We start from the raw sequence: 21,209 nt of genomic DNA on the forward strand, positions 1-21,209 counted from the left end.
GCCGGGCGTCGTGAGCCCGGCGTGATCCGGAAGAGACGGCCTAACGGCACTCGGGTTCCAGGGCGCAGGGCACCGTCCGGTCCACCGGTCCCGCCAGGTCCACCAGGGGGCCGACGTCGTGGGCGTACCGCTCGTCCAGGGCGACCTCGACGTAGGTCTTCCGGTACACCGAGGTGAAGCGGGGGCCGCCCTGCTCGGGCTGCTCCAGCATCCAGCGCACGCCCTCGGCGGAGACGCCCTGCGCCTGCGGATCGCTCATCTTTTCGGGCCGGTCGACCCCGCAGCGCAGTACGATCGCTCCGTCCCCCCACCCGGCGGTCAGCTCGGAGTCGGGAGACGGATCGCTCCGCTCCTGCCCCGCGACGGTGTCCGGGAGCTCCTCCGCCAGCGCACGGCAGAGCGCCGCCTCCGCCGCGGGCGGAGTCGGCACCGGCACGGACGCCTGGGCGCCGGAGGAGCAGCCGGTCACGGCCAGCAGCAGGACGGCGGCCGCGGCGGGCAGGCCGAGGGGCCGGTGGGAAGAGGTCACCGGCCAAGGGTAGACGGGGGCTACAGATGGACGACCGGGCAGGTCAGGGTGCGCGTGATGCCGTCCACTTGCTGGACCTTCGCGACCACCATGCGGCCGAGGTCGTCGACCGTGTCGGCCTGCGCCCGCACGATCACGTCGTACGGTCCGGTCACGTCCTCTGCCTGGATCACCCCCGGGATCTTGGAGATGGTGTCGGCGACGCTCGACGCCTTGCCCACCTCGGTCTGAATCAGGATGTACGCCTGTACCACGGAACCTCCAGGGCGGCCACGAGGATCTTGTGGGAGAAAGAGACGCCACGGTACCGCGTCGCCGGAAGCCGCGGGGAGACCCGCGCCTTCCGGAGCGCTCGGGGCGTGGCGTACACAGGACGGAAGTTGACGGTCAACTTGACGGTACCCAGCACGGTGACGGCCCGCGACCCGCGGCGCGAGCGGACGCTCCGCCGACGGCCGGCCGGCACGACGACACGAGGTGAGACGCGGTGAAGGGCACAGTCGGAGAACTGGGCGAGTTCGGGCTCATCAGGGAGCTCACGTCCCGGCTCACCTCCACCCCGGCGGTACGGATCGGGCCGGGCGACGACGCCGCCGTGGTCTCCGCCCCGGACCGGCGCGTGGTGGCCAGCACGGACATCCTGCTCGAAGGACGGCACTTCCGCCGCGACTGGTCGACGGCGTACGACGTCGGCCGCAAGGCCGCCGCGCAGAACCTCGCCGACATCGCCGCCATGGGCGCGGTCCCCACCGCCCTCCTCCTCGGCCTCGTCGTCCCCGCGGAACTCCCCGTCACCTGGCCCACGGAACTCATGGACGGGCTGCGCGACGAGTGTCAGGTCGCGGGCGCGGCGGTGGTCGGCGGCGACGTCGTCCGCGGCGACACGATCATGGTCTCCATCACCGCCCTCGGCGACCTCCGCAACGCCGACCCGGTCACCCGGGGCGGCGCGCAGCCCGGCGACGTCGTCGCCTACACCGGCTGGCTCGGCTGGTCCGCCGCCGGCTACGCGGTCCTCTCCCGGGGCTTCCGCTCGCCGCGCGCCTTCGTCGAGGCCCACCGCCGCCCCGAGCCGCCGTACCACGCGGGTCCGGCCGCCGCCGGGCTCGGCGCCACCGCCATGTGCGACGTCAGCGACGGCCTCATCGCCGACCTCGGCCACATCGCCGAGGCCAGCAACGTCCGCATCGACCTGCGCTCCGGACTCATCGACATCCCCGGCCAGATGCACGACATCGGCCAGGCCGTCGGCGTCGACCCGCTCCAGTGGGTCCTCACCGGCGGCGAGGACCACGCGATCGTCGCCACCTTCCCGCCGGACGTGAAGCTGCCCGCCCGCTGGAAGGTGATCGGCGAGGTCATCGCCCCCTCCGCGCTGCCCCAGGTGACCGTCGACGGCGCTCCCTGGCACAGCGCCGGCGGCTGGGACCACTTCGGGGAGACCGAGTGAACGCCCGGCCGCCGCTGGTCCTCACCGTCGCCGGATCCGACTCCGGCGGCGGCGCCGGCATCCAGGCCGACCTCAAGACCATGCTCGCCCTCGGCGTCCACGGGATGAGCGTCGTCACCGCCGTCACCGCGCAGAACTCGCGCGGGGTCCACGGGGTCTGGGAACTCCCCGAGGAGGCCGTCCGCGCCCAGTACCGGGCCGTCGTCGACGACATCGGCGTCCACGCGGTCAAGACCGGCATGCTCGCCACCGCCCCGCTCGTCGAGACCGTCGCCGAGCTCCTCGCCGGGACGGACGCGCCGGTGGTCGTCGACCCCGTGGGCGTCTCCAAGCACGGCGATCCGCTGCTCGCCGCCACCGCCCTGGAATCCGTACGGACGCGGCTGCTCCCGGCCGCGACCGTCGCCACGCCCAACCTGGACGAGGTGACGCAGCTCACGGGAATCGTCGTCGAGGACGAGGACGGAATGCGCCGGGCCGCCGACGCGGTCCTCGGGTACGGACCGCGCTGGGCGCTCATCAAGGGCGGCCACCTGCCCGGGGACGCCGCCGAGGTCGTGGACCTCCTCACCGACGGCACCGACGAGCACTGGCTGTACGCCCCCCGGCACGACAACCGGCACACCCACGGCACGGGCTGCACGCTCGCCTCGGCGGTCGCGTCCGGCCTCGCCAAGGGACTGCCCGTGCCGAAGGCCGTACGGGAGGCGAAGGCGTACGTGACCGGGGCCCTCGCCGCCGGCTTCGCCCTGGGGGAGGGCATCGGGCCCGTGGACCACGGGTGGGAACGGCGCCGCTGAGCACGACGAAGGGCGGGCCCGGCCCCCGAGGCCGGACCCGCCCTTCGCGTCATGCGGGCACGGTGTGTGTCGCGGAAAAGGCGGAAGGCCGGTCCACCGAGGTGGACCGGCCCTCCCAGGCAACCGCAGGGGCTGCGCTACGACACGGAAACGTCGCGATTAGCGCGAGACCTTGCCGGCCTTGATGCACGAGGTGCAGACGTTGAGCCGCTTCGGCGTCCGACCGACCACGGCACGCACACGCTGGATGTTCGGGTTCCAGCGACGAGACGTACGGCGGTGCGAGTGCGAAATGTTGTTGCCGAAGCCCGGCCCCTTGCCGCAGACGTCGCAGTTGGCAGCCACGGGTCACTCCAAAGACTTCAGATTTACAGTGAGATCCGGCGCACCGGAATCAGGAGTCTGAAGTGGCTTGCCGGGGATGGCCCGGCGAGTGCCGGGCAACCGAAGCAGCATACAACGACTGCTCCGGTGGAACGAAACTACCACGGTCCGGTCCGACGCCGTCCCGGCCCCCGCACCCGGAAGCCCCCGGTCTACCCTGCGGTGGACTTCACCGCCGAAGGAGGACCCCCGTTGTCGCGAGCCCCCCAGCCCTCCGACCCCGCCGCCCGCGGTGACGAGCGTCTCGTCCTCGACGCCGAGGCGGTCCGGGCCTGGAGCGCGCGGACGGCCGAGGCCCTCGGCCGGGAGCGGGCCGCGATCGACGCCATCAACGTCTTCCCGGTCGCCGACGGCGACACCGGCACCAACCTCTACCTGACCGCCGACGCCGGCCACCGCGCCGTCGAGGCCGTCTTCACCGCCCCCGGGGCCGCCGGGGCCTCCGCGCCCGGCACCGCCGACGCCGTACGGGCCCTGGCCCACGGCGCGCTCCTCGGCGCCCGCGGCAACTCCGGCACCATCCTGTCCCAGCTGCTGCGCGGCATGGCCGCCGTCCTCGCCGACGGCGGCGACGGCGACCACCTCGCCCGCGCCCTCGGCACCGCCGCCGCCTCCGCCCGCGCCGCCGTCGCCCACCCCGAGGAGGGCACCATCCTCACCGTCGCCTCCGCCGCCGCGGCCGGCTGCGCCGACGGCGGCACCCTCCCGGAGGTGGCCAGGAAGGCCTACGACGGGGCCAGGACGGCCCTGGAGGCCACCCCCGGCCAGCTGGCCGTGCTCGGCCGCGCCGGAGTCGTGGACGCCGGGGGACAGGGCCTGGTGACGGTCCTCGGCGCGCTCGTGGAGACGGTGACCGGGCGGGCCCCGGAACCGCTGCCGCCGTCCCCGGCGGTACGCGCCCTGCCCGAGCGGCCGGGGGAGGGCTGCGGCCACGACGGCGAGCAGGGCCCCGGCTACGAGGTCCTCTACCTCCTGGAGGCCGAGGACGCCGCCGTCGAACTCCTCAAGGCCCGGCTCGACGCCCTCGGCGACTCCCTCGTCGTCGTCGGCGGCGACGGACTCTGGAACGTGCACGTCCACGTCGACGACGCCGGCGCCGCCGTCGAGGCCGGGATCGAGGCCGGCCGGCCGCACCGGATCCGCGTCACCCACTTCGCCGCCGCCCCCGCGCCCGCCCGCGCCGACCGGGAACCCGCCGACGCGCGCGGGGAGCGGGCCCACCGGGCCGTCGTCGCCGTCCTCCCCGGCGAGGGCCTCGCCGGACTCTGCGCCGAGGCCGGTGCCACCACCCTCCAGGCCAGGCCCGGCGAACCGCCCACCGGCGACGCACTCCTCGACGCCGTACGCCGCGCCCACGCGCGCGAGGTGGTCCTCCTGCCCAACGACACCGACTTGCGGACCGCCGCCGCCTCCGCCGCCGAACGGGCCCGCGCCGAGGGCATCCGGGTGGCCCTCATCCCCACCCGGGCCGCCGTCCAGGGCATCGCCGCCCTCGCCGTCCACGAACCCGGGCGCAGCTTCGACGAGGACGTCGTCGCCATGACCGCCGCCGCCGGCGCCACCCGCTACGCCGAACTCGCCGTCGCCGCCCGCCAGTCCTTCACCAGCGCCGGCGTCTGCCAGGCCGGCGACGTCCTCGGCCTCATCGAGGGCGACGTCGCCGTCATCGGCCAGGACCTCACCGCCACCGCCCTCACCGTCCTCGACCGGATGCTCCAGGCCGGCGGCGAACTCGTCACCCTCGTCGTCGCCGACAGCGCCCCGCCCGGTCTCGCCGACACCCTCGAAGCCCACGTCCGCCGCGGCTACCTGGCCGTCGACACCGTCACCTACCACGCGGGCGAAGGCGCCCCGCCGCTGCTCGTCGGCGTCGAGTAGCCGGACCCCGCCCGGCGGGTTGTCCCCGGGCCTCGCCCCGGCTGTCGGTCCGGTGGTGTGCAATGGAACGCGTGCCCGCGCTCGACGAACCCCTCAAGAAGTCCCTCGGCCCCGCCACCGCCAAGGTCATGGCCGAGGCCCTCGACCTGCACACGGTCGGCGACCTCCTCCACCACTACCCCCGGCGGTACGCGGAGCGGGGCGAGCTGACCACGCTCTCCGACCTGCCCCTCGACGAGCACGTCACGGTCGTCGCCCAGGTCGCCGACGCCCGCGTGCACACCTTCAACGGCGCCAAGGGCCGCGGTCAGCGCCTCGAAGTCAGCATCACCGACGGCTCCGGCCGGCTCCAGCTGGTCTTCTTCGGCAAGGGCGTCCACAAGCCCCACCACGACCTGCTGCCCGGCACCCGCGCGATGTTCTCCGGCAAGGTCTCGCTCTTCAACCGCCGCCTCCAGCTCGCCCACCCCGCCTACGAACTCCTGCGCGGCGACGGCGACGTGGCCGTGGACGCCTGGGCGAGCGCGCTCATCCCGATCTACCCGGCCACCACCAAGCTGGAGTCCTGGAAGATCGCCAAGGCCGTCGACGCCGTGCTGCCGAGCGCCGCCGACGCCGTCGACCCGCTCCCCTCCGCCCTGCGCGAGGGCCGAGGCCTCGCCGAACTGCCCGACGCCCTGCGCCTGATCCACCGCCCCCGCACCAAGGCCGACGTCGCCGCCGCCCGCGAACGGCTCAAGTGGGACGAGGCCTTCGTCCTCCAGGTCGCCCTCGCCCGCCGCCGGCACGCCGACACCCAGCTCCCCGCCGTCCCCCGCCGCCCCGCCGCCGACGGCATCCTCACCGCCTTCGACGCCAAGCTCCCCTTCACCCTCACCGACGGCCAGACCAAGGTCTCGACGGAGATCTTCGACGACCTCGCCACCGACCACCCCATGCACCGCCTCCTCCAGGGCGAGGTCGGCTCCGGGAAGACCATGGTCGCCCTGCGGGCCATGCTCGCCGTCGTCGACGCCGGGGGACAGGCGGCGATGCTCGCGCCCACCGAGGTCCTCGCCCAGCAGCACCACCGGTCGGTCACCGAGATGATGGGCGAGCTCGCCGAGGGGGGCATGCTCGGCGGCGCCGACAGGGCCACCAAGGTCGTGCTGCTCACCGGGTCCATGGGGGCCGCCGCCCGCCGGCAGGCCCTGCTCGACCTGGTCACCGGCGAGGCGGGGATCGTCATCGGCACGCACGCCCTCATCGAGGACAAGGTCAAGTTCCACGACCTGGGCCTGGTCGTCGTCGACGAGCAGCACCGCTTCGGCGTCGAGCAGCGCGACGCCCTGCGCGGCAAGGGCAAGCAGCCCCCGCACCTCCTCGTCATGACGGCCACCCCGATCCCGCGGACCGTCGCCATGACCGTCTTCGGCGACCTGGAGACCTCCGTCCTCGACCAGCTGCCCGCCGGACGCTCCCCGATCGCCAGCCACGTCGTCCCCGCCGCCGACAAGCCGCACTTCCTCGCCCGCGCCTGGGAGCGGGTCCGCGAGGAGGTCGAGAACGGCCACCAGGCGTACGTGGTCTGCCCCCGCATCGGTGACGAGGAGGACGAGAAGAAGGCCGCCAAGCGCAAGCCCTCCACCGGGGACGAGGCCGAGAAGCGGCCCCCGCTCGCCGTCCTCGACGTCGCCGAGAAGCTCGCCGAGGGCCCCCTCGCCGGGCTGCGGATCGCCGTCCTGCACGGGCGCATGCACCCCGACGACAAGGACGACGTGATGCGCCGCTTCGCCGCCGGCGAGCTCGACGTCCTCGTCGCCACCACCGTCATCGAGGTCGGCGTCAACGTGCCCAACGCCACCGCCATGGTGATCATGGACGCCGACCGCTTCGGCGTCTCCCAGCTCCACCAGCTCCGCGGCCGCGTCGGCCGCGGTTCCGCCCCCGGCCTCTGCCTCCTCGTCACCGAGATGCCCGAGGCGAGCCCCGCCCGCCAGCGCCTCGGCGCCGTCGCCTCCACCCTCGACGGCTTCGAGCTCTCCCGGATCGACCTCGAACAGCGCCGCGAGGGCGACGTCCTCGGCCAGGCCCAGTCCGGCGTCCGCTCCTCCCTGCGGGTCCTCGCCGTCATCGACGACGAGGAGGTCATCGCCGCCGCCCGCGAGGAGGCCACCGCCCTCGTCCTCGCCGACCCCGACCTGGAGGCCCACCCGGGGCTGCGCACCGCCCTGGACGCCCTGCTGAGCGAGGAGCGGGAGGAGTACCTGGAGAAGGGCTGAAGGAGAGAGCCGCCCTAAGCTGGTTCCCTGTTGCGTGCGCAACGGACAACCAGCAGCCGAGGACGACGAGGAAACCGATGACCCGCGTGATCGCCGGCACCGCCGGCGGGCGGCGCCTGGCCGTGCCTCCGGGCAACGGCACCCGCCCCACCTCCGACCGGGCGCGCGAGGGCCTCTTCTCCACCTGGGAGGCGCTCCACGGCATCGAGGGCAGCCGGGTCGCCGACCTGTACGCCGGCTCCGGCGCCGTCGGCCTGGAGGCGCTCTCCCGCGGCGCGGTCCACGCCCTGCTCGTCGAAGCCGACGCCCGCGCCGCCCGCACCGTCCGGGAGAACGTGGCCGCGCTCGGCCTGCCCGGCGCCGAGGCCCGCACCGGCAGGGCCGAGCAGATCGTCACGGGACCGGCCCCGGCCGAGCCCTACGACCTCGTCTTCCTCGACCCGCCCTACGCGGTCGCGGACGAGGAGCTGCGGGAGATCCTCCTCACACTGCGCTCGGGGGGCTGGCTGAGCGAGGATGCGGTCGTGACCGTGGAACGCAGCACCCGAGGCGGCTCCTTCGGCTGGCCGGACGGCTTCGAACCACTGCGGTCCCGCCGCTACGGCGAGGGAACGTTTTGGTACGGTCGCGCCGCCTCTACGTGCGAAGACGCACGATGACCGGACCGGAGAGCGAGGGAACCAAGGTGCGCCGCGCCGTCTGCCCGGGGTCGTTCGACCCCATCACCAACGGACATCTCGACATCATCGCCCGCGCCTCCAAGCTGTACGACGTCGTGCACGTCGCGGTGATGATCAACCAGTCCAAGAAGGGCCTGTTCGCGGTCGAGGAGCGGATAGAGCTGATCCGCGAGGTCACCGCCGACTTCGGCAACGTCGAGGTGGAGTCCTTCCACGGCCTGCTCGTCGACTTCTGCAAGCAGCGGGACATCCCCGCCATCGTCAAGGGCCTGCGCGCGGTCAGCGACTTCGACTACGAGCTCCAGATGGCCCAGATGAACAACGGCCTGTCGGGCGTCGAGACGCTCTTCGTGCCCACCAACCCCACCTACAGCTTCCTGTCGTCCTCCCTGGTCAAGGAGGTCGCGGCCTGGGGCGGCGACGTCTCCCACCTGGTGCCTCCGGCGGTCCTCGGCCGGCTCACCGAACGACTCGCGCAGAAGTGACGCGCGGCCACCGCCGCTGACGCTCCGTCACCTGGTGTCGGACGGGCCGCGACTGCCCTTACAGTCGTCCCGTCCGTCTCCATCCAGCTGTAGAGAGTGGCGAGCACCCGGTGGACGTGCAGAAGAAGCTCGACGAGATCGTCGCGACCGTACAGAACGCCCGCTCGATGCCCATGTCGGCCTCCTGCGTGGTGAACCGCGCCGATCTCCTCGCCCTCCTCGAAGAGGTGCGGGACGCCCTGCCGAACTCCCTCGCCCAGGCCCAGGAGCTGATCGGCGGGCGCGAGCAGATGGTCGAGCAGGCCCGCCAGGAGGCCGAGCGGATCATCGAGGCCGCCCACGCCGAGCGCGGCACCATCGTCTCCGACACCCAGATCGCCCGGCAGTCCCAGGAGGAGGCCGACCGGATCCTCGCCGAGGCCCGGCGCGAGGCCGAGGAGGTCCGGGCCGAGGCCGACGAGTACGTCGACTCCAAGCTCGCCAACTTCGAGGTCGTCCTCAACAAGACCATCGGCTCCGTCGACCGCGGCCGCGAGAAGCTCCTCGGCCGCGGCCCGGGCCTGGACGAGCGGGGCTACGCCGACGAGGACGCCCCCGAGTACAGCGCGGACCCGGGGACCCTGATCGCCCGCGCCGACGAGTACGTGGACGCCAAGCTGGGCGCCTTCGAGGCGGTCCTCTCCAAGACCCTGGAGGCCGTCGGCCGCGGCCGGCAGAAGCTGCACGGCCGGATCGCCACCGACGCCCTCGGCGAGCACATGGCCGCCCAGGAGGGCCTCGGCCCCTCGGTGCACACCAGCGACGCCGACTACCTCGCCGGCCTCGCGGAGCTCGCCGACCCGGAGCCCGTCGCCCCCGTGGCCGCCCCCGCCCCGGTCGCCGCGCAGATCCCCGCCCAGCAGGACCCCTACGGCTACCAGCAGCAGCCCCAGCAGGCCGACCCGTACGGCTACCAGCAGCAGGACCCCTACGCGTACCAGCAGCAGGACCCGTACGCGTACCAGCAGCAGCCCCAGCAGGCCGACCCGTACGGCTACCAGGAGCAGCCCCGGGCGGCCGCGCTCGACGAGACCAGCTTCTTCGACACGAGCATGATCGATCTGGAGCAGCTGCGCCGCTACGAGCAGGGGCAGTAGCCGGAGCGGGGGCCGATTGGGCCCAGGGCGAAGCGTCCAGTATCCTGGCTCTTCGGTCGCGTGTATTCCCGCGATCCCTGCTGTCCGCAAGCGGCAGCCGTCAAGACTTTGCGACGCGAACGATCCGAAAGCAGGAAGAACCCTGAGCACGCGCCTCGACCACCGCAACCCCCTCGTGTTCGACACGCACGAGCTGGGGCGGCGTCCCGGTGCCCTCCAGCGGATCTCCCGCACGGTCGACGCGCCCGCCGATCTCGGTGTCGCCGGGGTCGTCGGAGTGCCCGAGGGCGCTCCGGTGGAGATCGAACTCCGACTCGAGTCCGTCATGGAAGGGGTGCTTGTCACAGGCACCGCCCGTGCATCGGCCGAGGGGGAGTGCGTAAGGTGTCTGGAGCCCGTCGAGCTGGAGCTCGACGCGGACTTCCAGGAGATGTTCTCGTACCCGGAATCCGACGACCGGGGCCGTGTCAAAGCGGCCGCGGACGACGAGGACGATGAAGACGAGAGCATGATCCCCCTCGAGGACGGCATGTTCGACCTCGAACCCGTGCTGCGTGACGCAGTGGTACTCGCGCTGCCCATGCAGCCGGTGTGCCGGGAGGACTGTGCGGGTCTGTGTTCCGAGTGCGGAATCAACCTGAACGACCACCCCGACCACCACCACGACGCCACCGACATCCGTTGGGCGGCACTGCAGGAACTCGCCGGTTCGCTGGGAGCCGACGAGAAGGACAACATGAGCGACGCCGCTACCGGTGTCGACGAGAAGCAGGAGAAGTAGCCGTGGCTGTTCCGAAGCGGAAGATGTCGCGCAGCAACACGCGCCACCGCCGGTCGCAGTGGAAGGCTGCGGTCCCCACCCTGGTTTCGTGTGAGCGTTGCCAGGAGCCGAAGCTGCAGCACATCGCGTGCCCGAGCTGCGGCACCTACAACAAGCGCCAGGTCCTCTCGGTCTGAGCGGGCTGGTGAGAGGCACGATGTCTGACAACATCAACAGCGCCTCGTCCCACACGCTTCTGGAAGGGCGGCTCGGGTATCACCTCGAGTCCGCCCTTCTGGTGCGTGCGCTGACCCACCGCTCGTACGCGTACGAGAACGGCGGTCTGCCCACCAACGAGCGCCTGGAGTTCCTCGGGGACTCCGTGCTCGGCCTGGTGGTCACCGACACCCTCTACCGCACCCACCCCGATCTTCCGGAGGGCCAGCTGGCCAAGCTCCGGGCCGCGGTGGTCAACTCGCGTGCGCTGGCGGACGTCGGGCGCGGCCTCGACCTGGGCTCCTTCATCCGGCTCGGCCGGGGCGAAGAGGGCACGGGCGGCCGGGACAAGGCATCCATCCTCGCCGACACCCTCGAAGCGGTGATCGGCGCGGTCTATCTCGACCAGGGCCTCGACGCGGCGTCCGAGCTGGTGCACCGGCTCTTCGACCCGCTGATCGAGAAGTCCTCGAACCTCGGTGCCGGCCTGGACTGGAAGACCAGCCTCCAGGAGCTCACCGCGGCCGAGGGGCTCGGCGTTCCGGAGTACCTCGTCTCCGAGGAGGGCCCGGACCACGAGAAGACCTTCACTGCTGCCGCCCGCGTCGGTGGTGTCTCGTACGGCACCGGCACCGGCCGCAGCAAGAAGGAGGCGGAGCAGCAGGCCGCCGAGTCCGCGTGGCGCGCCATTCGCGCGGCCGCGGACGAGCGGGCGGCGGTGGCCAAGGCCGCGGCCGGGGCCGGTGCGACCGGCGAGCAGGACCGGACGGACGGGGCCACCCCGGCCACCGCCTGAACGTCTGCACGCCCGACGCCCGCGGCCTGAGGCCCGAGCCTGATCGCTCGCGCGACCACGCCGACCTCGCGTGAGCGCAGCCGCGTCCTTCAGCGGAGTTCTTCCCGCCCGCCCCCCACCAGGGGCGGGCGGAGCCGTTTCCGGGAGAAGCCCCCGGGGCGACCCCGGGGCGACCCCGGGACTCTCCCCGGGCCCTTGCCGGCGACCCCGAGGGAGACGCCGGGGCTCCCCGCGGGTCCTTGCCGGGGCGACCCCGAGGGAGACGCCGGGGCTTCCTGCGGGTCCTCGTCGGGGCGACCCCGGAGGAGGCGCGGGGCCTTTCCTGAGCCCTTCCCGGGGCGTTCCCCGGGTCCTTCGCGGGGCGCCCCCGGGTTCTTCGTGGGGCGTCCCCAGGTTCTTCGCGGGGCGTTCCCCGGGTCCTTCGTGGGGCGTCCCCGGGTTCTTCGTGGGGCGTCCCCAGGTTCTTCGCGGGGCGTTCCCCGTGCCCTTCCCGGGGCGTTCCCCGGGTCCTTCGTGGGGCGTCCCCGGGCCCTCCGCGGGGTGCTTCCCGGGGCGCTCATGGGGGCGTTCTCCGGGGGAGTCCGGGCTTTCGCGGCGGATTCCGGGGCCTTTCCCGGGGTGCCCGGGCGGTAGGCTGCGAGGACCACCACCCCGTACCCCTTCCGGAGGAGTCCCGTGCCCGAGCTGCCCGAGGTCGAGGTCGTCCGGCGCGGGCTGGAGCGCTGGGTCGCCGGCCGGACCGTGGCCGGGGTGGAGGTCCTCCACCCCCGGGCCGTCCGGCGCCACCCCGCGGGCGGCGCGGACTTCGCGGCCCGGCTGACCGGACAGCGCTTCGAGCCGGCCCGCCGCCGCGGCAAGTACCTGTGGCTGCCGCTCGCCGGCACCGGCACCTCCGTCCTCGGCCACCTCGGGATGAGCGGGCAGCTCCTGGTGCAGCCGGAGGGCGCTCCCGACGAGAAGCACCTGCGGATCCGGATACGCTTCGACGACCGGGCCGGTACGGAGCTCCGCTTCGTCGACCAGCGCACCTTCGGCGGGCTCTCGCTGCACGACATGGCCCCCGACAGCGCCGACGGGCTGCCGGACGTCATCGGGCACATCGCCCGCGACCCGCTCGACCCGGCCTTCGACGACGCCGTCTTCCAGGCCGCGCTCCGGCTGCGCCGCACCACGATCAAGCGGGCACTCCTCGACCAGTCGCTGATCAGCGGCGTCGGCAACATCTACGCCGACGAGGCGTTGTGGCGGGCCAGGCTGCACTACGACCGGCCGACCGCCACCCTCACCCGCCCGCGCTCGGCCGAGCTCCTCGGCCACGTCCGCGACGTGATGAACGCGGCCCTCGCCGCCGGCGGCACCAGCTTCGACAGCCTCTACGTGAACGTGAACGGCGAGTCCGGCTACTTCGACCGCTCGCTCGACGCCTACGGGCGCGAGGACGAGCCCTGCCGCCGCTGCGGCACCCCGATGCGTCGCCGCGCCTGGATGAACCGCTCCAGCTACTTCTGCCCGCGCTGCCAGCGCCCGCCGCGCGTCAGCCCGTGACGGCGGCGCGCTCGGAGTCGTACGCCTCCCGGGCCGCGACGACCTCCGGCATCCGCCCCTCGACCAGTGCGATCAGCCCGACGAGGCGCTCGGCGACGTCCCGCCCCAGCGGCGTCAGCCGGTAGTCGACCCGGGGCGGACTGACCGGCCGCGCCTCCCGGTGCACCAGGCCGTCCCGCTCCAGGGCGTGCAGCGTCTGCGCCAGCATCTTCTCGCTGACGCCGTCGACCCGCCGCCGCAGCTCGTTGAAGCGGAAGGAGCCCTCGTACAGGGCGGAGAGGGTGAGGCCGCCCCACCGTCCGGTGATGTGCTCCAGCGTCACCCGCGAGGCACACCCGCGCGCGAACACGTCGAAGGCCGGATCGTCGCTCATGCCCCCACGGTAACCGCGGGGCGGCGGGTTCAGTAGCCGAAGTCCTGGGTCCACCACGGGCCGCCGTCGGCGAAGTGGACGCCGACGCCGAGGCGGGTGAGGTCGCAGTTCAGGATGTTGGCGCGGTGGCCGTCGCTGTTCATCCAGGAGACCATCACGGCGGTCGCGTCGACCTGGCCGCGGGCTATGTTCTCGGCGCCGAGGCCGCTGATGCCGGCGGCCTCGGCGCGGGACCAGGGGGTGGCGCCGTCGGGGTCGGTGTGGTCGAAGAAGTTCCGGGCGGCCATGTCGGCGCTGAAGGCGCCGGCGAGCCGGGCCAGGCCGGCGGAGGGCTGGACGGGGGAGCAGCCGACCTTCGCGCGCTCGGCGTTCACCAGGCGCAGCACCTCGGCCTCGGCCGCGTCCGCGCGGTCGGCGGTGGAACCGGCCGGCTCGGCCGTCTCCTCGGCCGTCTTCTCGGCGGGGGCCCGGGTCGTGGTGGTGGGTGCCGGGGCGGCCTGGGTGGTGGCCGGGGCCTTCGTCGTCCGTGACGGCTCCGGCTCGGCCGGGGTGGTGGTGGGCGCGGGGGCCGCGGCGCGCGTCCTCGACGGCGTGGGGGAGGGGGTCGCGGTCTTCGTGGGGGTGGGCGTGGCCTTGGTGGTGGCCGGGGCGGCGGACTTCTTCGCGCTCCGGGAGCCGTCCGCGGCGCCGGTGGTCGTCGAGGCCTCGGCCGGAGTGCGGGTGGCCCCGCCCTGGGTGGTCAGCTCGGGGGTCTGCCGGGTCTCCGTGGCGGTGGGGCGGCTGCTGCCGGCGCCGCCCGCGGTGAGGTCGTCGCCGCCGGGGAGGATTCCCGGTGCGGCGACCGCGACGGCGGCGGCGCCGACGACGACGGCCGCCGAGGCGCCGATCAGTCCGGTGCGGACGGAGCGGCGCCGCTTGCGGCGGGCACCCCCGTGACCGAGGTCGGTGCCGGTCGCGTAATCTGCCTCGGCGGGCGCGGCGCCGGAGCGACGGTGGCGTCCCATCTGCCCTGCCTCCCTGAGCTGGCTGTGCGGGATCCCGACGGATCTTCGCTACTGGATCTTTGCGGCCTTTGCTTTCGGCATGGAGTTCCGCTGAGCGTGACGCTCCGTGCGGACGGCCGAGCGGTGCGCACCCGTGCGGGTGAGGCGCATTCCGTGGGACTGTACGCCATGAAAAGCCGCCGCGACGTGCCCTTCGAGCAATTCGCCCGCTAGCGTGCAGCCATGAGTGACGATGTACGGATGACCGCCTGGGTGCGCGGACGGGTACAGGGAGTGGGCTTCCGCTGGTTCACCAGGGCAAACGCTCTGGAGATCGGCGGCCTCACCGGCTTCGCCCTGAACCTCGACGACGGCCGGGTGCAGGTGGTGGCCGAGGGGCCGAGTGACCATTGCCACCGTCTCCTGGAGTGGCTGCGGACCGGGGACACGCCCGGCCGCGTGGACGGTGTCACCGAGATATGGGGCACACCCCGCGGCGGGTACGAGGGCTTCGCCATCCGCTGACCCCCCCGCCCGGACCGCCTTCGCAGGCCCCCTCCGGACGCCCTCGACGGGCCCCGGGGCGGGGCCCGGTTTCGCACCGGTGAACGCGGGTGAACGGGCGTCCTGCCTGGTGGTTGCCAAGTTTCGGCACTCGTGCAAGGCTTCCCGGGTAAGGATCATCACCACGCCCCGGAGCACACGGGTCGAGAGGCGCCGCCGCCTGCGTCGCGGCTGCGAACTCCCCGTCCGCCGCACCCGTCGGGGCGTGATCGTGTTGACCGTCAAACTTTTTGGTGAGACTCTGGAAGCCCCGCGCACCTTAGCTGTGTGGCAGTAGAACACCGGCACGACTCAGGTACTGCCGAGCACCGCGGGTGCGAATCCATCCCTCACGACCCACACCGCAATCGGTCGGTCACTCAGTGTGGAGGACCACTCATCATGGCAAAGGCGCTTCTCGGTTACGTCGGCGGCTCCGACCCGCGACTCCTCGCCGAGATGCGACGGCTTCAGCAGCGCGTCCAGGATCTGGAATCCGAGCTCGTTCGGATCCAGACCGAGAACGACGCGCTCAACGCTGCCGCCGCTCAGCAGGGCGAGTCGCTGCTCGACCGCATCGACCTCGACGTACCCCAGGCAGAGCCTGCGCTCACCTGACACCCAGGCCCGACGGGCTCAGGTGGGAACAGCTGAATAGGCAAGGGACGCTTCGGCGTCCCTTCTTTTCTGGCCCTCGTGTCCCTGGCGGCCCCCGTCCCCCGTGCGTCGCCCCGGTCCACTGTCGTCACGGCGCTTCTCACCGGAGGGTCTGCCCTGCGCGATCACGGGCGAAACGCGACACCCCGGGTAGAGTCCCGTGGGTGCACCTCAAGGCCTTGACGCTCCGCGGATTCAAGTCGTTCGCCTCCGCCACCACGCTGAGGTTCGAACCGGGAATCACCTGCGTCGTCGGTCCCAACGGCTCCGGCAAGTCCAACGTCGTCGACGCCCTCTCCTGGGTCATGGGCGAACAGGGCGCCAAGTCGCTGCGCGGCGGCAAGATGGAGGACGTCATCTTCGCCGGCACCACCGGGCGCCCGCCGCTCGGCCGCGCCGAGGTCTCGCTCACCATCGACAACTCCGACGGCGCCCTGCCGATCGACTACGCCGAGGTGACGATCACCCGGATCATGTTCCGGGGCGGCAGCAGCGAGTACCAGATCAACGGCGACACCTGCCGGCTCCTCGACATCCAGGACCTCCTCTCCGACTCCGGCATCGGCCGCGAGATGCACGTCATCGTCGGCCAGGGACAGCTCGACTCGGTGCTGCACGCCGACCCCATGGGCCGGCGCGCCTTCATCGAGGAGGCCGCCGGAGTCCTCAAGCACCGCAAGCGCAAGGAGAAGGCGCTGCGGAAGCTCGACGCGATGCGCGCCAACCTCGCGCGCGTGCAGGACCTCACCGACGAACTGCGCCGGCAGCTCAAACCGCTCGGCCGGCAGGCCGCCGTCGCCCGCCGCGCCGTCGTCATCCAGGCCGACCTCCGCGACGCCCGGCTCCGCCTCCTCGCCGACGACCTCGTCCGCCACCGGCGCGCCCTGGACGCCGAACTCGCCGACGAGGCCGCCCTCCTGGCCCGCAAGGAGGCCACCGAGGAGGAGCTGCGCGCCGCCCTCGCCCACGAGGCCGCCCTGGAGGCCGAGGTCCGCGCCCTCGCCCCGCGCCTGGAGCGCGCCCAGCAGAACTGGTACGCCCTCTCCCAGCTCGCCGAACGCGTCCGCGGCACGATCTCCCTCGCCGACGCGCGCGTGAAGAGCGCCACCGACGCCCCCGCCGAGGAGCGGCGCGGCCGCGACCCCGAGGATCTGGAGCGCGAGGCCGCCCGCGTCCGCGAACAGGAGGCCGAGCTGGAGGCCGCCCTGGAGGCCGCCGAGCGGGCCCTGGAGGACACCGTCGAGCACCGGGCCGAACTGGAACGGGCCCTCGCCGCCGAGGAGCGCCGCCTCAAGGACGCCGCCCGCGCCCTCGCCGACCGCCGCGAGGGCCTCGCCCGGCTGCACGGCCAGGTCAACGCCGCCCGCTCCCGCGCCGCCTCCGCCCAGGCCGAGATCGACCGGCTCGCCGCCGCCCGTGACGAGGCCGCCGACCGGGCCGTCACCGCCCAGGAGGAGTACGAGCGGCTCAAGGCCGAGGTCGACGGCCTCGACGCCGCCGACACCGCCCACGGCGAGCGGTACGAGGAGGCCCGTCGCGCCCTCGCCGACGCGGAGACCGCGCTGAGCGCCGCCCGCGAGGCCGGCGCCGACGCCGAGAGCCGCCGGGCCGCCACCCGCGCCCGGCACGACACCCTCGCCCTCGGCCTGCGCCGCAAGGACGGCACCGGTGCCCTGCTCTCCGCGGGACTCGCCGGGATCCTCGGCCCCGCCGCCGAACTCCTCACCGTCACCCCCGGTTACGAGATCCCCGTCGCCGCCGCGCTCGGCGCCGCCGCCGACGCCGTCGCCGCCGACGGGCCCGCCGCCGCCGCCGAGGCCCTCCGCCTGCTCCGCAAACAGGACGCCGGCCGCGCCACCCTGCTCCTGGCCGCCGCGGAGGAGGACGACCCGGCGCCCCTGCCCCCGGGCGCCGTGGCCGCCGCCGGACTCGTCACCGGGCCCGCCGGGCTCGTCGCCGCCGCACGCCGGCTGCTCGACGGCACCGTCGTCGTCGACGGCCTCGACGAGGCCCTGGAACTCGTCCGCGCCCACCCCCGCCTCACCGCCGTCACCGCCGAGGGCGACCTGCTCGGCGCCCACCACGCCCAGGGCGGCTCCGCCGGAGCCCCCAGCCTCCTCGAAGTCCGGGCCCAGGTCGACGAGGCCGCCGCCGAGCTCGCCGGACTCGCCCTCCGCTGCGAGGAAGCGGCCCGCGCCACGGAGGAGGCCGCCGAACACCGCCGGGCCGCCGCCGCCCGCGTCGACGAGCTCGACGCCCTCCGGCGCACCGCCGAGAAGGAGAGGGCGACCGTCGCCCAGGCCCTCGGCCGGCTCGCCGGCCAGGCCAGGGGAGCGGCCGGCGAGGCCGAACGGACCGCCGCCGCCGTCGCCCGCGCCCGGGAGGCCCTGGAACGCGCCGGCGCCGAGGCCGAGGAACTCGCCGAACGGCTCCTCGTCGCCGAGGAGACCCCCGCCGAGGAGGAGCCCGACACCTCCGTCCGCGACCGGCTCGCCATCGACGGCTCCAACGCCCGCCAGACCGAGATGGAGGCCCGCCTCCAGGTCCGCACCCACGAGGAACGGGTCAAGGGCCTGGCCGGCCGCGCCGACTCCCTCGACCGGGCCGCCCGCGCCGAACGGGAGGCACGCGCGCGTGCCGAGCAGCGCCGCGCCCGCCTCCGCCACGAGGCCCGCGTCGCCCGCGCCGTCGCCGGCGGAGCCCGTACCCTCCTCGCCCACGCCGAGGTCTCCCTGGAGCGCGCCGAGCGCGAGCGCGCCGCGGCCGCCGCCGCCCGCGCCGACCGCGAGCAGGGCCTCGCCGCCGCCCGCACCCGCGGCCGCGAGCTCAAGACCGAGCTGGACAAGCTCACCGACTCCGTCCACCGCGGCGAGGTCCTGGGCGCCGAGAAGCGGCTGCGGATCGAACAGCTGGAGACGAAGGCGCTGGAGGAGTTCGGCGTCGAGCCGGGCGCGCTCACCGCCGAGTACGGCCCCGACCAACCCGTTCCGCCGTCACCGCCCGCCGAGGGCGAGACCCTCCCCGAGGACCCGGCCGACCCCCGCAACCAGCCCCGCCCGTTCATCCGTTCGGAGCAGGAGAAGCGACTGAAGGCGGCCGAGCGCGCCTTCCAGCAGCTCGGCAAGGTCAACCCGCTGGCCCTGGAGGAGTTCGCCGCCCTGGAGGACCGCCACCGCTTCCTCTCCGAACAGCTGGAGGACCTGAAGAAGACCCGCGCCGACCTGCTCCAGGTCGTCAAGGAGGTCGACCAGCGGGTCGAGCAGGTCTTCACCGAGGCGTACCACGACACCGCCCGCGAGTTCGAGGGCGTCTTCTCCCGCCTCTTCCCCGGCGGCGAGGGCCGGCTCGTGCTCACCGACCCCGACAACATGCTCACCACCGGCGTCGAGGTCGAGGCCCGGCCGCCCGGCAAGAAGGTCAAGCGGCTCTCGCTGCTCTCCGGCGGCGAGCGCTCGCTGACCGCCGTGGCCCTCCTCGTCTCCATCTTCAAGGCCCGCCCCAGCCCCTTCTACGTCATGGACGAGGTCGAGGCGGCCCTCGACGACACCAACCTCCAGCGGCTCATCCGGATCATGCGGGAGCTCCAGGAGTCCTCGCAGCTCATCGTGATCACCCACCAGAAGCGGACGATGGAGGTCGCCGACGCCCTGTACGGCGTCTCCATGCAGGGCGACGGCGTCTCGAAGGTCATCAGCCAGCGGCTCCACTGAAGTGGTGGCGGGACGCAAGGTGTGCGCCACTGGAAATCCTGGGTAACCGGTCCTCTTCCCGGAGACCCGGGAAGAGGACCGAAGGACCGCACCCCGAGGAGTCCACGTGACCAGCACCGAGCAGGCTCCGCCGCCCCCGTCCGAAGGCCGGGCGGCGCACCCGGACCACCTCGGCCACGTCATCTTCATCACCGCCTCCGCCGCCATGGGCGGATTCCTCTTCGGCTACGACAGCTCCGTCATCAACGGCGCCGTCGAAGCCATCCGCGACCGGTACGACATCGGCTCCGCGACCCTCGCCCAGGTCATCGCCATCGCCCTGATCGGCTGTGCCATCGGCGCCGCGACCGCGGGACGGATCGCCGACCGCATCGGCCGCATCCGCTGCATGCAGATCTCCGCCGTCCTCTTCACCGTCAGCGCCATCGGCTCCGCCCTCCCCTTCGCCCTCTGGGACCTGGCCTTCTGGCGGATCGTCGGCGGCTTCGCCATCGGCATGGCCTCCGTCATCGGCCCCGCCTACATCGCCGAGGTCGCCCCCGCCGCCTACCGCGGCCGCCTCGGCTCCTTCCAGCAGGCCGCCATCGTCATCGGCATCGCCATCTCCCAGCTCGTCAACTACGGCATCCTCCAGCTCGCCGACGGCGACCAGCGCGGCGAGATCGGCGGCCTGGAGGCCTGGCAGTGGATGCTCGGCGTGATGGTCGTCCCCGCCCTCCTCTACGGACTGCTCTCCTTCGCCATCCCCGAGTCCCCCCGCTTCCTCATCTCCGTAGGGAAGACCGACCGGGCCAAGGAGGTCCTCGCCGAGGTCGAGGGCAAGGGCGTCGACCTCGACCACCGGGTCGCCGAGATCGAGCTGGCCATGCGCCGCGAGCACAAGTCCACCTTCAGGGACCTGTTCGCCCCCGGCAGCCGCTTCCGCCTGCTGCCGATCGTCTGGGTCGGCATCGGCCTCTCCGTCTTCCAGCAGCTCGTCGGCATCAACGTCGCCTTCTACTACTCCGCGACGCTCTGGCAGTCCGTCGGCATCGACCCGTCGAGCTCGTTCTTCTACTCCTTCACCACGTCGATCATCAACATCATCGGCACCGTGATCGCGATGGTCCTGGTCGACCGGGTCGGCCGCAAGCCGCTCGCCCTCGTCGGCTCCATCGGCATGGCGGTCGCGCTGGCCTTCGAGGCCTGGGCCTTCTCCGCCGACCTCGTCGACGGCAAGCTCCCGGAGACCCAGGGCGTCGTGGCGCTGGTCGCCGCCCACGTCTTCGTGCTCTTCTTCGCCCTCTCCTGGGGCGTGGTCGTCTGGGTCTTCCTCGGCGAGATGTTCCCCAACCGGATCCGCGCCGCCGCCCTCGGCGTCGCCGCCTCCGCCCAGTGGATCGCCAACTGGGCCATCACCGCCAGCTTCCCGTCCCTCTCCGACTGGAACCTCTCCGGCACCTACGTCATCTACACGGTCTTCGCCGTCCTCTCGATCCCCTTCGTGCTCAGGTACGTCAAGGAGACCAAGGGCAAGGCCCTGGAGGAGATGGGCTGACGGCCGCCGGGCCCGTCAGGCGCCCGGGCGGGGCGGCACCCCGTCGCAGAACAGGCGCAGGCTCCGCCACCCCTCCTCCACCGGCATCCCTCCGCACGGAGGATGCAGCACCAGGCTCTCCAGGCCGAGCCCGGCACACTCCCCGGGCGTCACCACCCGGTACGCCCCCTCCGCCCGCAGCTCCGCCGCGCTCGTCGCCGTCGACCGCACGGCCGAGCGGATGTCCTTCGACTGCCAGGAGGCGTAGCTGCGCGCCTCGTGCAGGAAGCGCTCCCCGTACTCCGCCCAGGTCCGGTCCGGGTCCTCCGCCACGTTCAGCAGCGGGGTGACCGGACCCGGCGTCATCGTCCGGCCCTCGGTGCCGTACTCCGCGCACCGCGCCCGGTGGTACGCCTCCAGCGCGGTGGGCTGCCGGCGAGGAGCGACCTCGACTGACGGGTCGTCAGTCGAGAACGGCCCCGGCGCGCCGGGAACCCGCGACCCACG

Annotated in this window: 20 protein-coding genes and 1 pseudogene; 15 read left to right on the forward strand and 6 right to left on the reverse strand. The window is 73.4% G+C overall.

What is annotated here, in order from left to right:
* Positions 1–40: 40 nt before the first annotated feature.
* Positions 41–529, reverse strand: coding sequence for a DUF3515 domain-containing protein (locus tag IE245_RS20675; protein ID WP_189949728.1), 489 nt, complete (start codon positions 527–529; stop codon positions 41–43).
* A gap of 20 nt (positions 530–549) precedes the next feature.
* Positions 550–783, reverse strand: coding sequence for an Lrp/AsnC family transcriptional regulator (locus tag IE245_RS20680; RefSeq protein WP_189949729.1), 234 nt, complete (start codon positions 781–783; stop codon positions 550–552).
* Positions 784–1,016: 233 nt separating this feature from the next.
* On the opposite strand from IE245_RS20680, the gene IE245_RS20685 reads away from it, so the two are divergent.
* Together IE245_RS20685 and thiD are read left to right on the forward strand one after the other, a co-directional pair.
* Positions 1,017–1,979 (forward strand): thiamine-phosphate kinase, encoded by a 963-nt coding sequence (locus tag IE245_RS20685; protein WP_189949731.1) that lies wholly within the window; start codon positions 1,017–1,019, stop codon positions 1,977–1,979.
* Complete coding sequence (gene thiD, locus IE245_RS20690; RefSeq protein WP_189949733.1) at positions 1,976–2,779, forward strand: bifunctional hydroxymethylpyrimidine kinase/phosphomethylpyrimidine kinase; 804 nt, start codon at positions 1,976–1,978, stop codon at positions 2,777–2,779. The genes IE245_RS20685 and thiD overlap by 4 nt, the downstream gene beginning before the upstream one ends.
* A 159-nt stretch (positions 2,780–2,938) precedes the next feature.
* Here the strand turns inward: thiD and rpmB are convergent, their stop codons facing one another.
* Positions 2,939–3,124, reverse strand: a complete 186-nt coding sequence (gene rpmB / locus IE245_RS20695) for a 50S ribosomal protein L28 (RefSeq protein ID WP_003957616.1) — start codon at positions 3,122–3,124, stop codon at positions 2,939–2,941.
* A 231-nt stretch (positions 3,125–3,355) separates the two neighbouring features.
* On the opposite strand from rpmB, the gene fakA reads away from it, so the two are divergent.
* The 9 genes from fakA to mutM all read left to right on the forward strand — a co-directional run bounded on the left by fakA (position 3,356) and on the right by mutM (position 12,920).
* Positions 3,356–5,041 carry a DAK2 domain-containing protein gene (fakA, locus tag IE245_RS20700; RefSeq protein WP_189949735.1) on the forward strand — a complete coding sequence of 562 codons (1,686 nt, stop codon included), beginning with the start codon at positions 3,356–3,358 and terminating at the stop codon, positions 5,039–5,041.
* 62 nt (positions 5,042–5,103) lie between these two features.
* A complete protein-coding gene (recG, locus tag IE245_RS20705) occupies positions 5,104–7,302 on the forward strand; it encodes an ATP-dependent DNA helicase RecG (protein ID WP_189949737.1) in 2,199 nt (732 codons plus the stop codon).
* 77 nt (positions 7,303–7,379) lie between these two features.
* Entirely contained in the window at positions 7,380–7,961 is a 582-nt protein-coding gene (rsmD, locus tag IE245_RS20710) for a 16S rRNA (guanine(966)-N(2))-methyltransferase RsmD (protein ID WP_189949739.1), read from the forward strand.
* Positions 7,962–7,987: 26 nt separating this feature from the next.
* Positions 7,988–8,467 (forward strand): pantetheine-phosphate adenylyltransferase, encoded by a 480-nt coding sequence (gene coaD / locus IE245_RS20715; RefSeq protein ID WP_189949970.1) that lies wholly within the window; start codon positions 7,988–7,990, stop codon positions 8,465–8,467.
* A 110-nt stretch (positions 8,468–8,577) separates the two neighbouring features.
* Positions 8,578–9,603 carry a F0F1 ATP synthase subunit B gene (locus IE245_RS20720; RefSeq protein WP_189949741.1) on the forward strand — a complete coding sequence of 342 codons (1,026 nt, stop codon included), beginning with the start codon at positions 8,578–8,580 and terminating at the stop codon, positions 9,601–9,603.
* Between the two features lie 142 nt (positions 9,604–9,745).
* Complete coding sequence (locus tag IE245_RS20725; protein ID WP_229851425.1) at positions 9,746–10,384, forward strand: YceD family protein; 639 nt, start codon at positions 9,746–9,748, stop codon at positions 10,382–10,384.
* A gap of 2 nt (positions 10,385–10,386) precedes the next feature.
* Entirely contained in the window at positions 10,387–10,560 is a 174-nt protein-coding gene (rpmF, locus tag IE245_RS20730) for a 50S ribosomal protein L32 (RefSeq protein ID WP_015036448.1), read from the forward strand.
* A gap of 20 nt (positions 10,561–10,580) precedes the next feature.
* Complete coding sequence (gene rnc, locus IE245_RS20735; RefSeq protein ID WP_189949743.1) at positions 10,581–11,375, forward strand: ribonuclease III; 795 nt, start codon at positions 10,581–10,583, stop codon at positions 11,373–11,375.
* A 675-nt stretch (positions 11,376–12,050) separates the two neighbouring features.
* On the forward strand, positions 12,051–12,920 hold the full coding sequence (mutM, locus tag IE245_RS20740) for a bifunctional DNA-formamidopyrimidine glycosylase/DNA-(apurinic or apyrimidinic site) lyase (protein ID WP_189949745.1): 870 nt from the start codon (positions 12,051–12,053) through the stop codon (positions 12,918–12,920).
* Here mutM and IE245_RS20745 read toward each other — a convergent pair.
* Together IE245_RS20745 and IE245_RS20750 are read right to left on the reverse strand one after the other, a co-directional pair.
* Positions 12,910–13,293 carry a winged helix-turn-helix transcriptional regulator gene (locus IE245_RS20745; protein WP_189949747.1) on the reverse strand — a complete coding sequence of 128 codons (384 nt, stop codon included), beginning with the start codon at positions 13,291–13,293 and terminating at the stop codon, positions 12,910–12,912. The two genes, mutM and IE245_RS20745, sit on opposite strands and share 11 nt — an antisense overlap.
* A gap of 29 nt (positions 13,294–13,322) precedes the next feature.
* On the reverse strand, positions 13,323–14,297 hold the full coding sequence (locus IE245_RS20750; protein ID WP_189949749.1) for a CAP domain-containing protein: 975 nt from the start codon (positions 14,295–14,297) through the stop codon (positions 13,323–13,325).
* Between the two features lie 222 nt (positions 14,298–14,519).
* Between IE245_RS20750 and IE245_RS20755 the strand changes: the two genes are divergently transcribed.
* The 4 genes from IE245_RS20755 to IE245_RS20770 all read left to right on the forward strand — a co-directional run bounded on the left by IE245_RS20755 (position 14,520) and on the right by IE245_RS20770 (position 20,723).
* The gene (locus IE245_RS20755; protein ID WP_189949751.1) at positions 14,520–14,801 is read left to right on the forward strand and encodes an acylphosphatase; all 282 of its coding nucleotides are present in this window, start codon (positions 14,520–14,522) and stop codon (positions 14,799–14,801) included.
* 420 nt (positions 14,802–15,221) lie between these two features.
* The gene (locus IE245_RS20760) at positions 15,222–15,437 is read left to right on the forward strand and encodes a hypothetical protein (RefSeq protein ID WP_169086434.1); all 216 of its coding nucleotides are present in this window, start codon (positions 15,222–15,224) and stop codon (positions 15,435–15,437) included.
* 203 nt (positions 15,438–15,640) lie between these two features.
* The gene (gene smc / locus IE245_RS20765) at positions 15,641–19,186 is read left to right on the forward strand and encodes a chromosome segregation protein SMC (RefSeq protein ID WP_189949753.1); all 3,546 of its coding nucleotides are present in this window, start codon (positions 15,641–15,643) and stop codon (positions 19,184–19,186) included.
* 106 nt (positions 19,187–19,292) lie between these two features.
* A complete protein-coding gene (locus IE245_RS20770; RefSeq protein ID WP_189949755.1) occupies positions 19,293–20,723 on the forward strand; it encodes a sugar porter family MFS transporter in 1,431 nt (476 codons plus the stop codon).
* A gap of 15 nt (positions 20,724–20,738) precedes the next feature.
* On the opposite strand, the pseudogene IE245_RS20775 reads toward IE245_RS20770, so the two are convergent.
* Positions 20,739–21,209: pseudogene (locus tag IE245_RS20775) on the reverse strand (LLM class flavin-dependent oxidoreductase); the annotation flags it as partial.

Origin of the sequence: Streptomyces roseolus, assembly GCF_014649855.1 — a bacterium.
Lineage (GTDB): Bacteria > Actinomycetota > Actinomycetes > Streptomycetales > Streptomycetaceae > Streptomyces > Streptomyces roseolus.

What these genes read in the sequence shown, in the direction of transcription:
- recG (WP_189949737.1), top strand. Translation starts at nt 5,104, where the DNA reads ATGGAACGCGTGCCCGCGCTCGACGAACCCCTCAAGAAGTCCCTCGGC.
- rsmD (WP_189949739.1), top strand. Translation starts at nt 7,380, where the DNA reads ATGACCCGCGTGATCGCCGGCACCGCCGGCGGGCGGCGCCTGGCCGTG.
- rnc (WP_189949743.1), top strand. Translation starts at nt 10,581, where the DNA reads ATGTCTGACAACATCAACAGCGCCTCGTCCCACACGCTTCTGGAAGGG.
- IE245_RS20745 (WP_189949747.1), bottom strand. Translation starts at nt 13,293, where the DNA reads ATGAGCGACGATCCGGCCTTCGACGTGTTCGCGCGCGGGTGTGCCTCG.
- IE245_RS20750 (WP_189949749.1), bottom strand. Translation starts at nt 14,297, where the DNA reads ATGGGACGCCACCGTCGCTCCGGCGCCGCGCCCGCCGAGGCAGATTAC.
- IE245_RS20755 (WP_189949751.1), top strand. Translation starts at nt 14,520, where the DNA reads ATGAGTGACGATGTACGGATGACCGCCTGGGTGCGCGGACGGGTACAG.
- IE245_RS20760 (WP_169086434.1), top strand. Translation starts at nt 15,222, where the DNA reads ATGGCAAAGGCGCTTCTCGGTTACGTCGGCGGCTCCGACCCGCGACTC.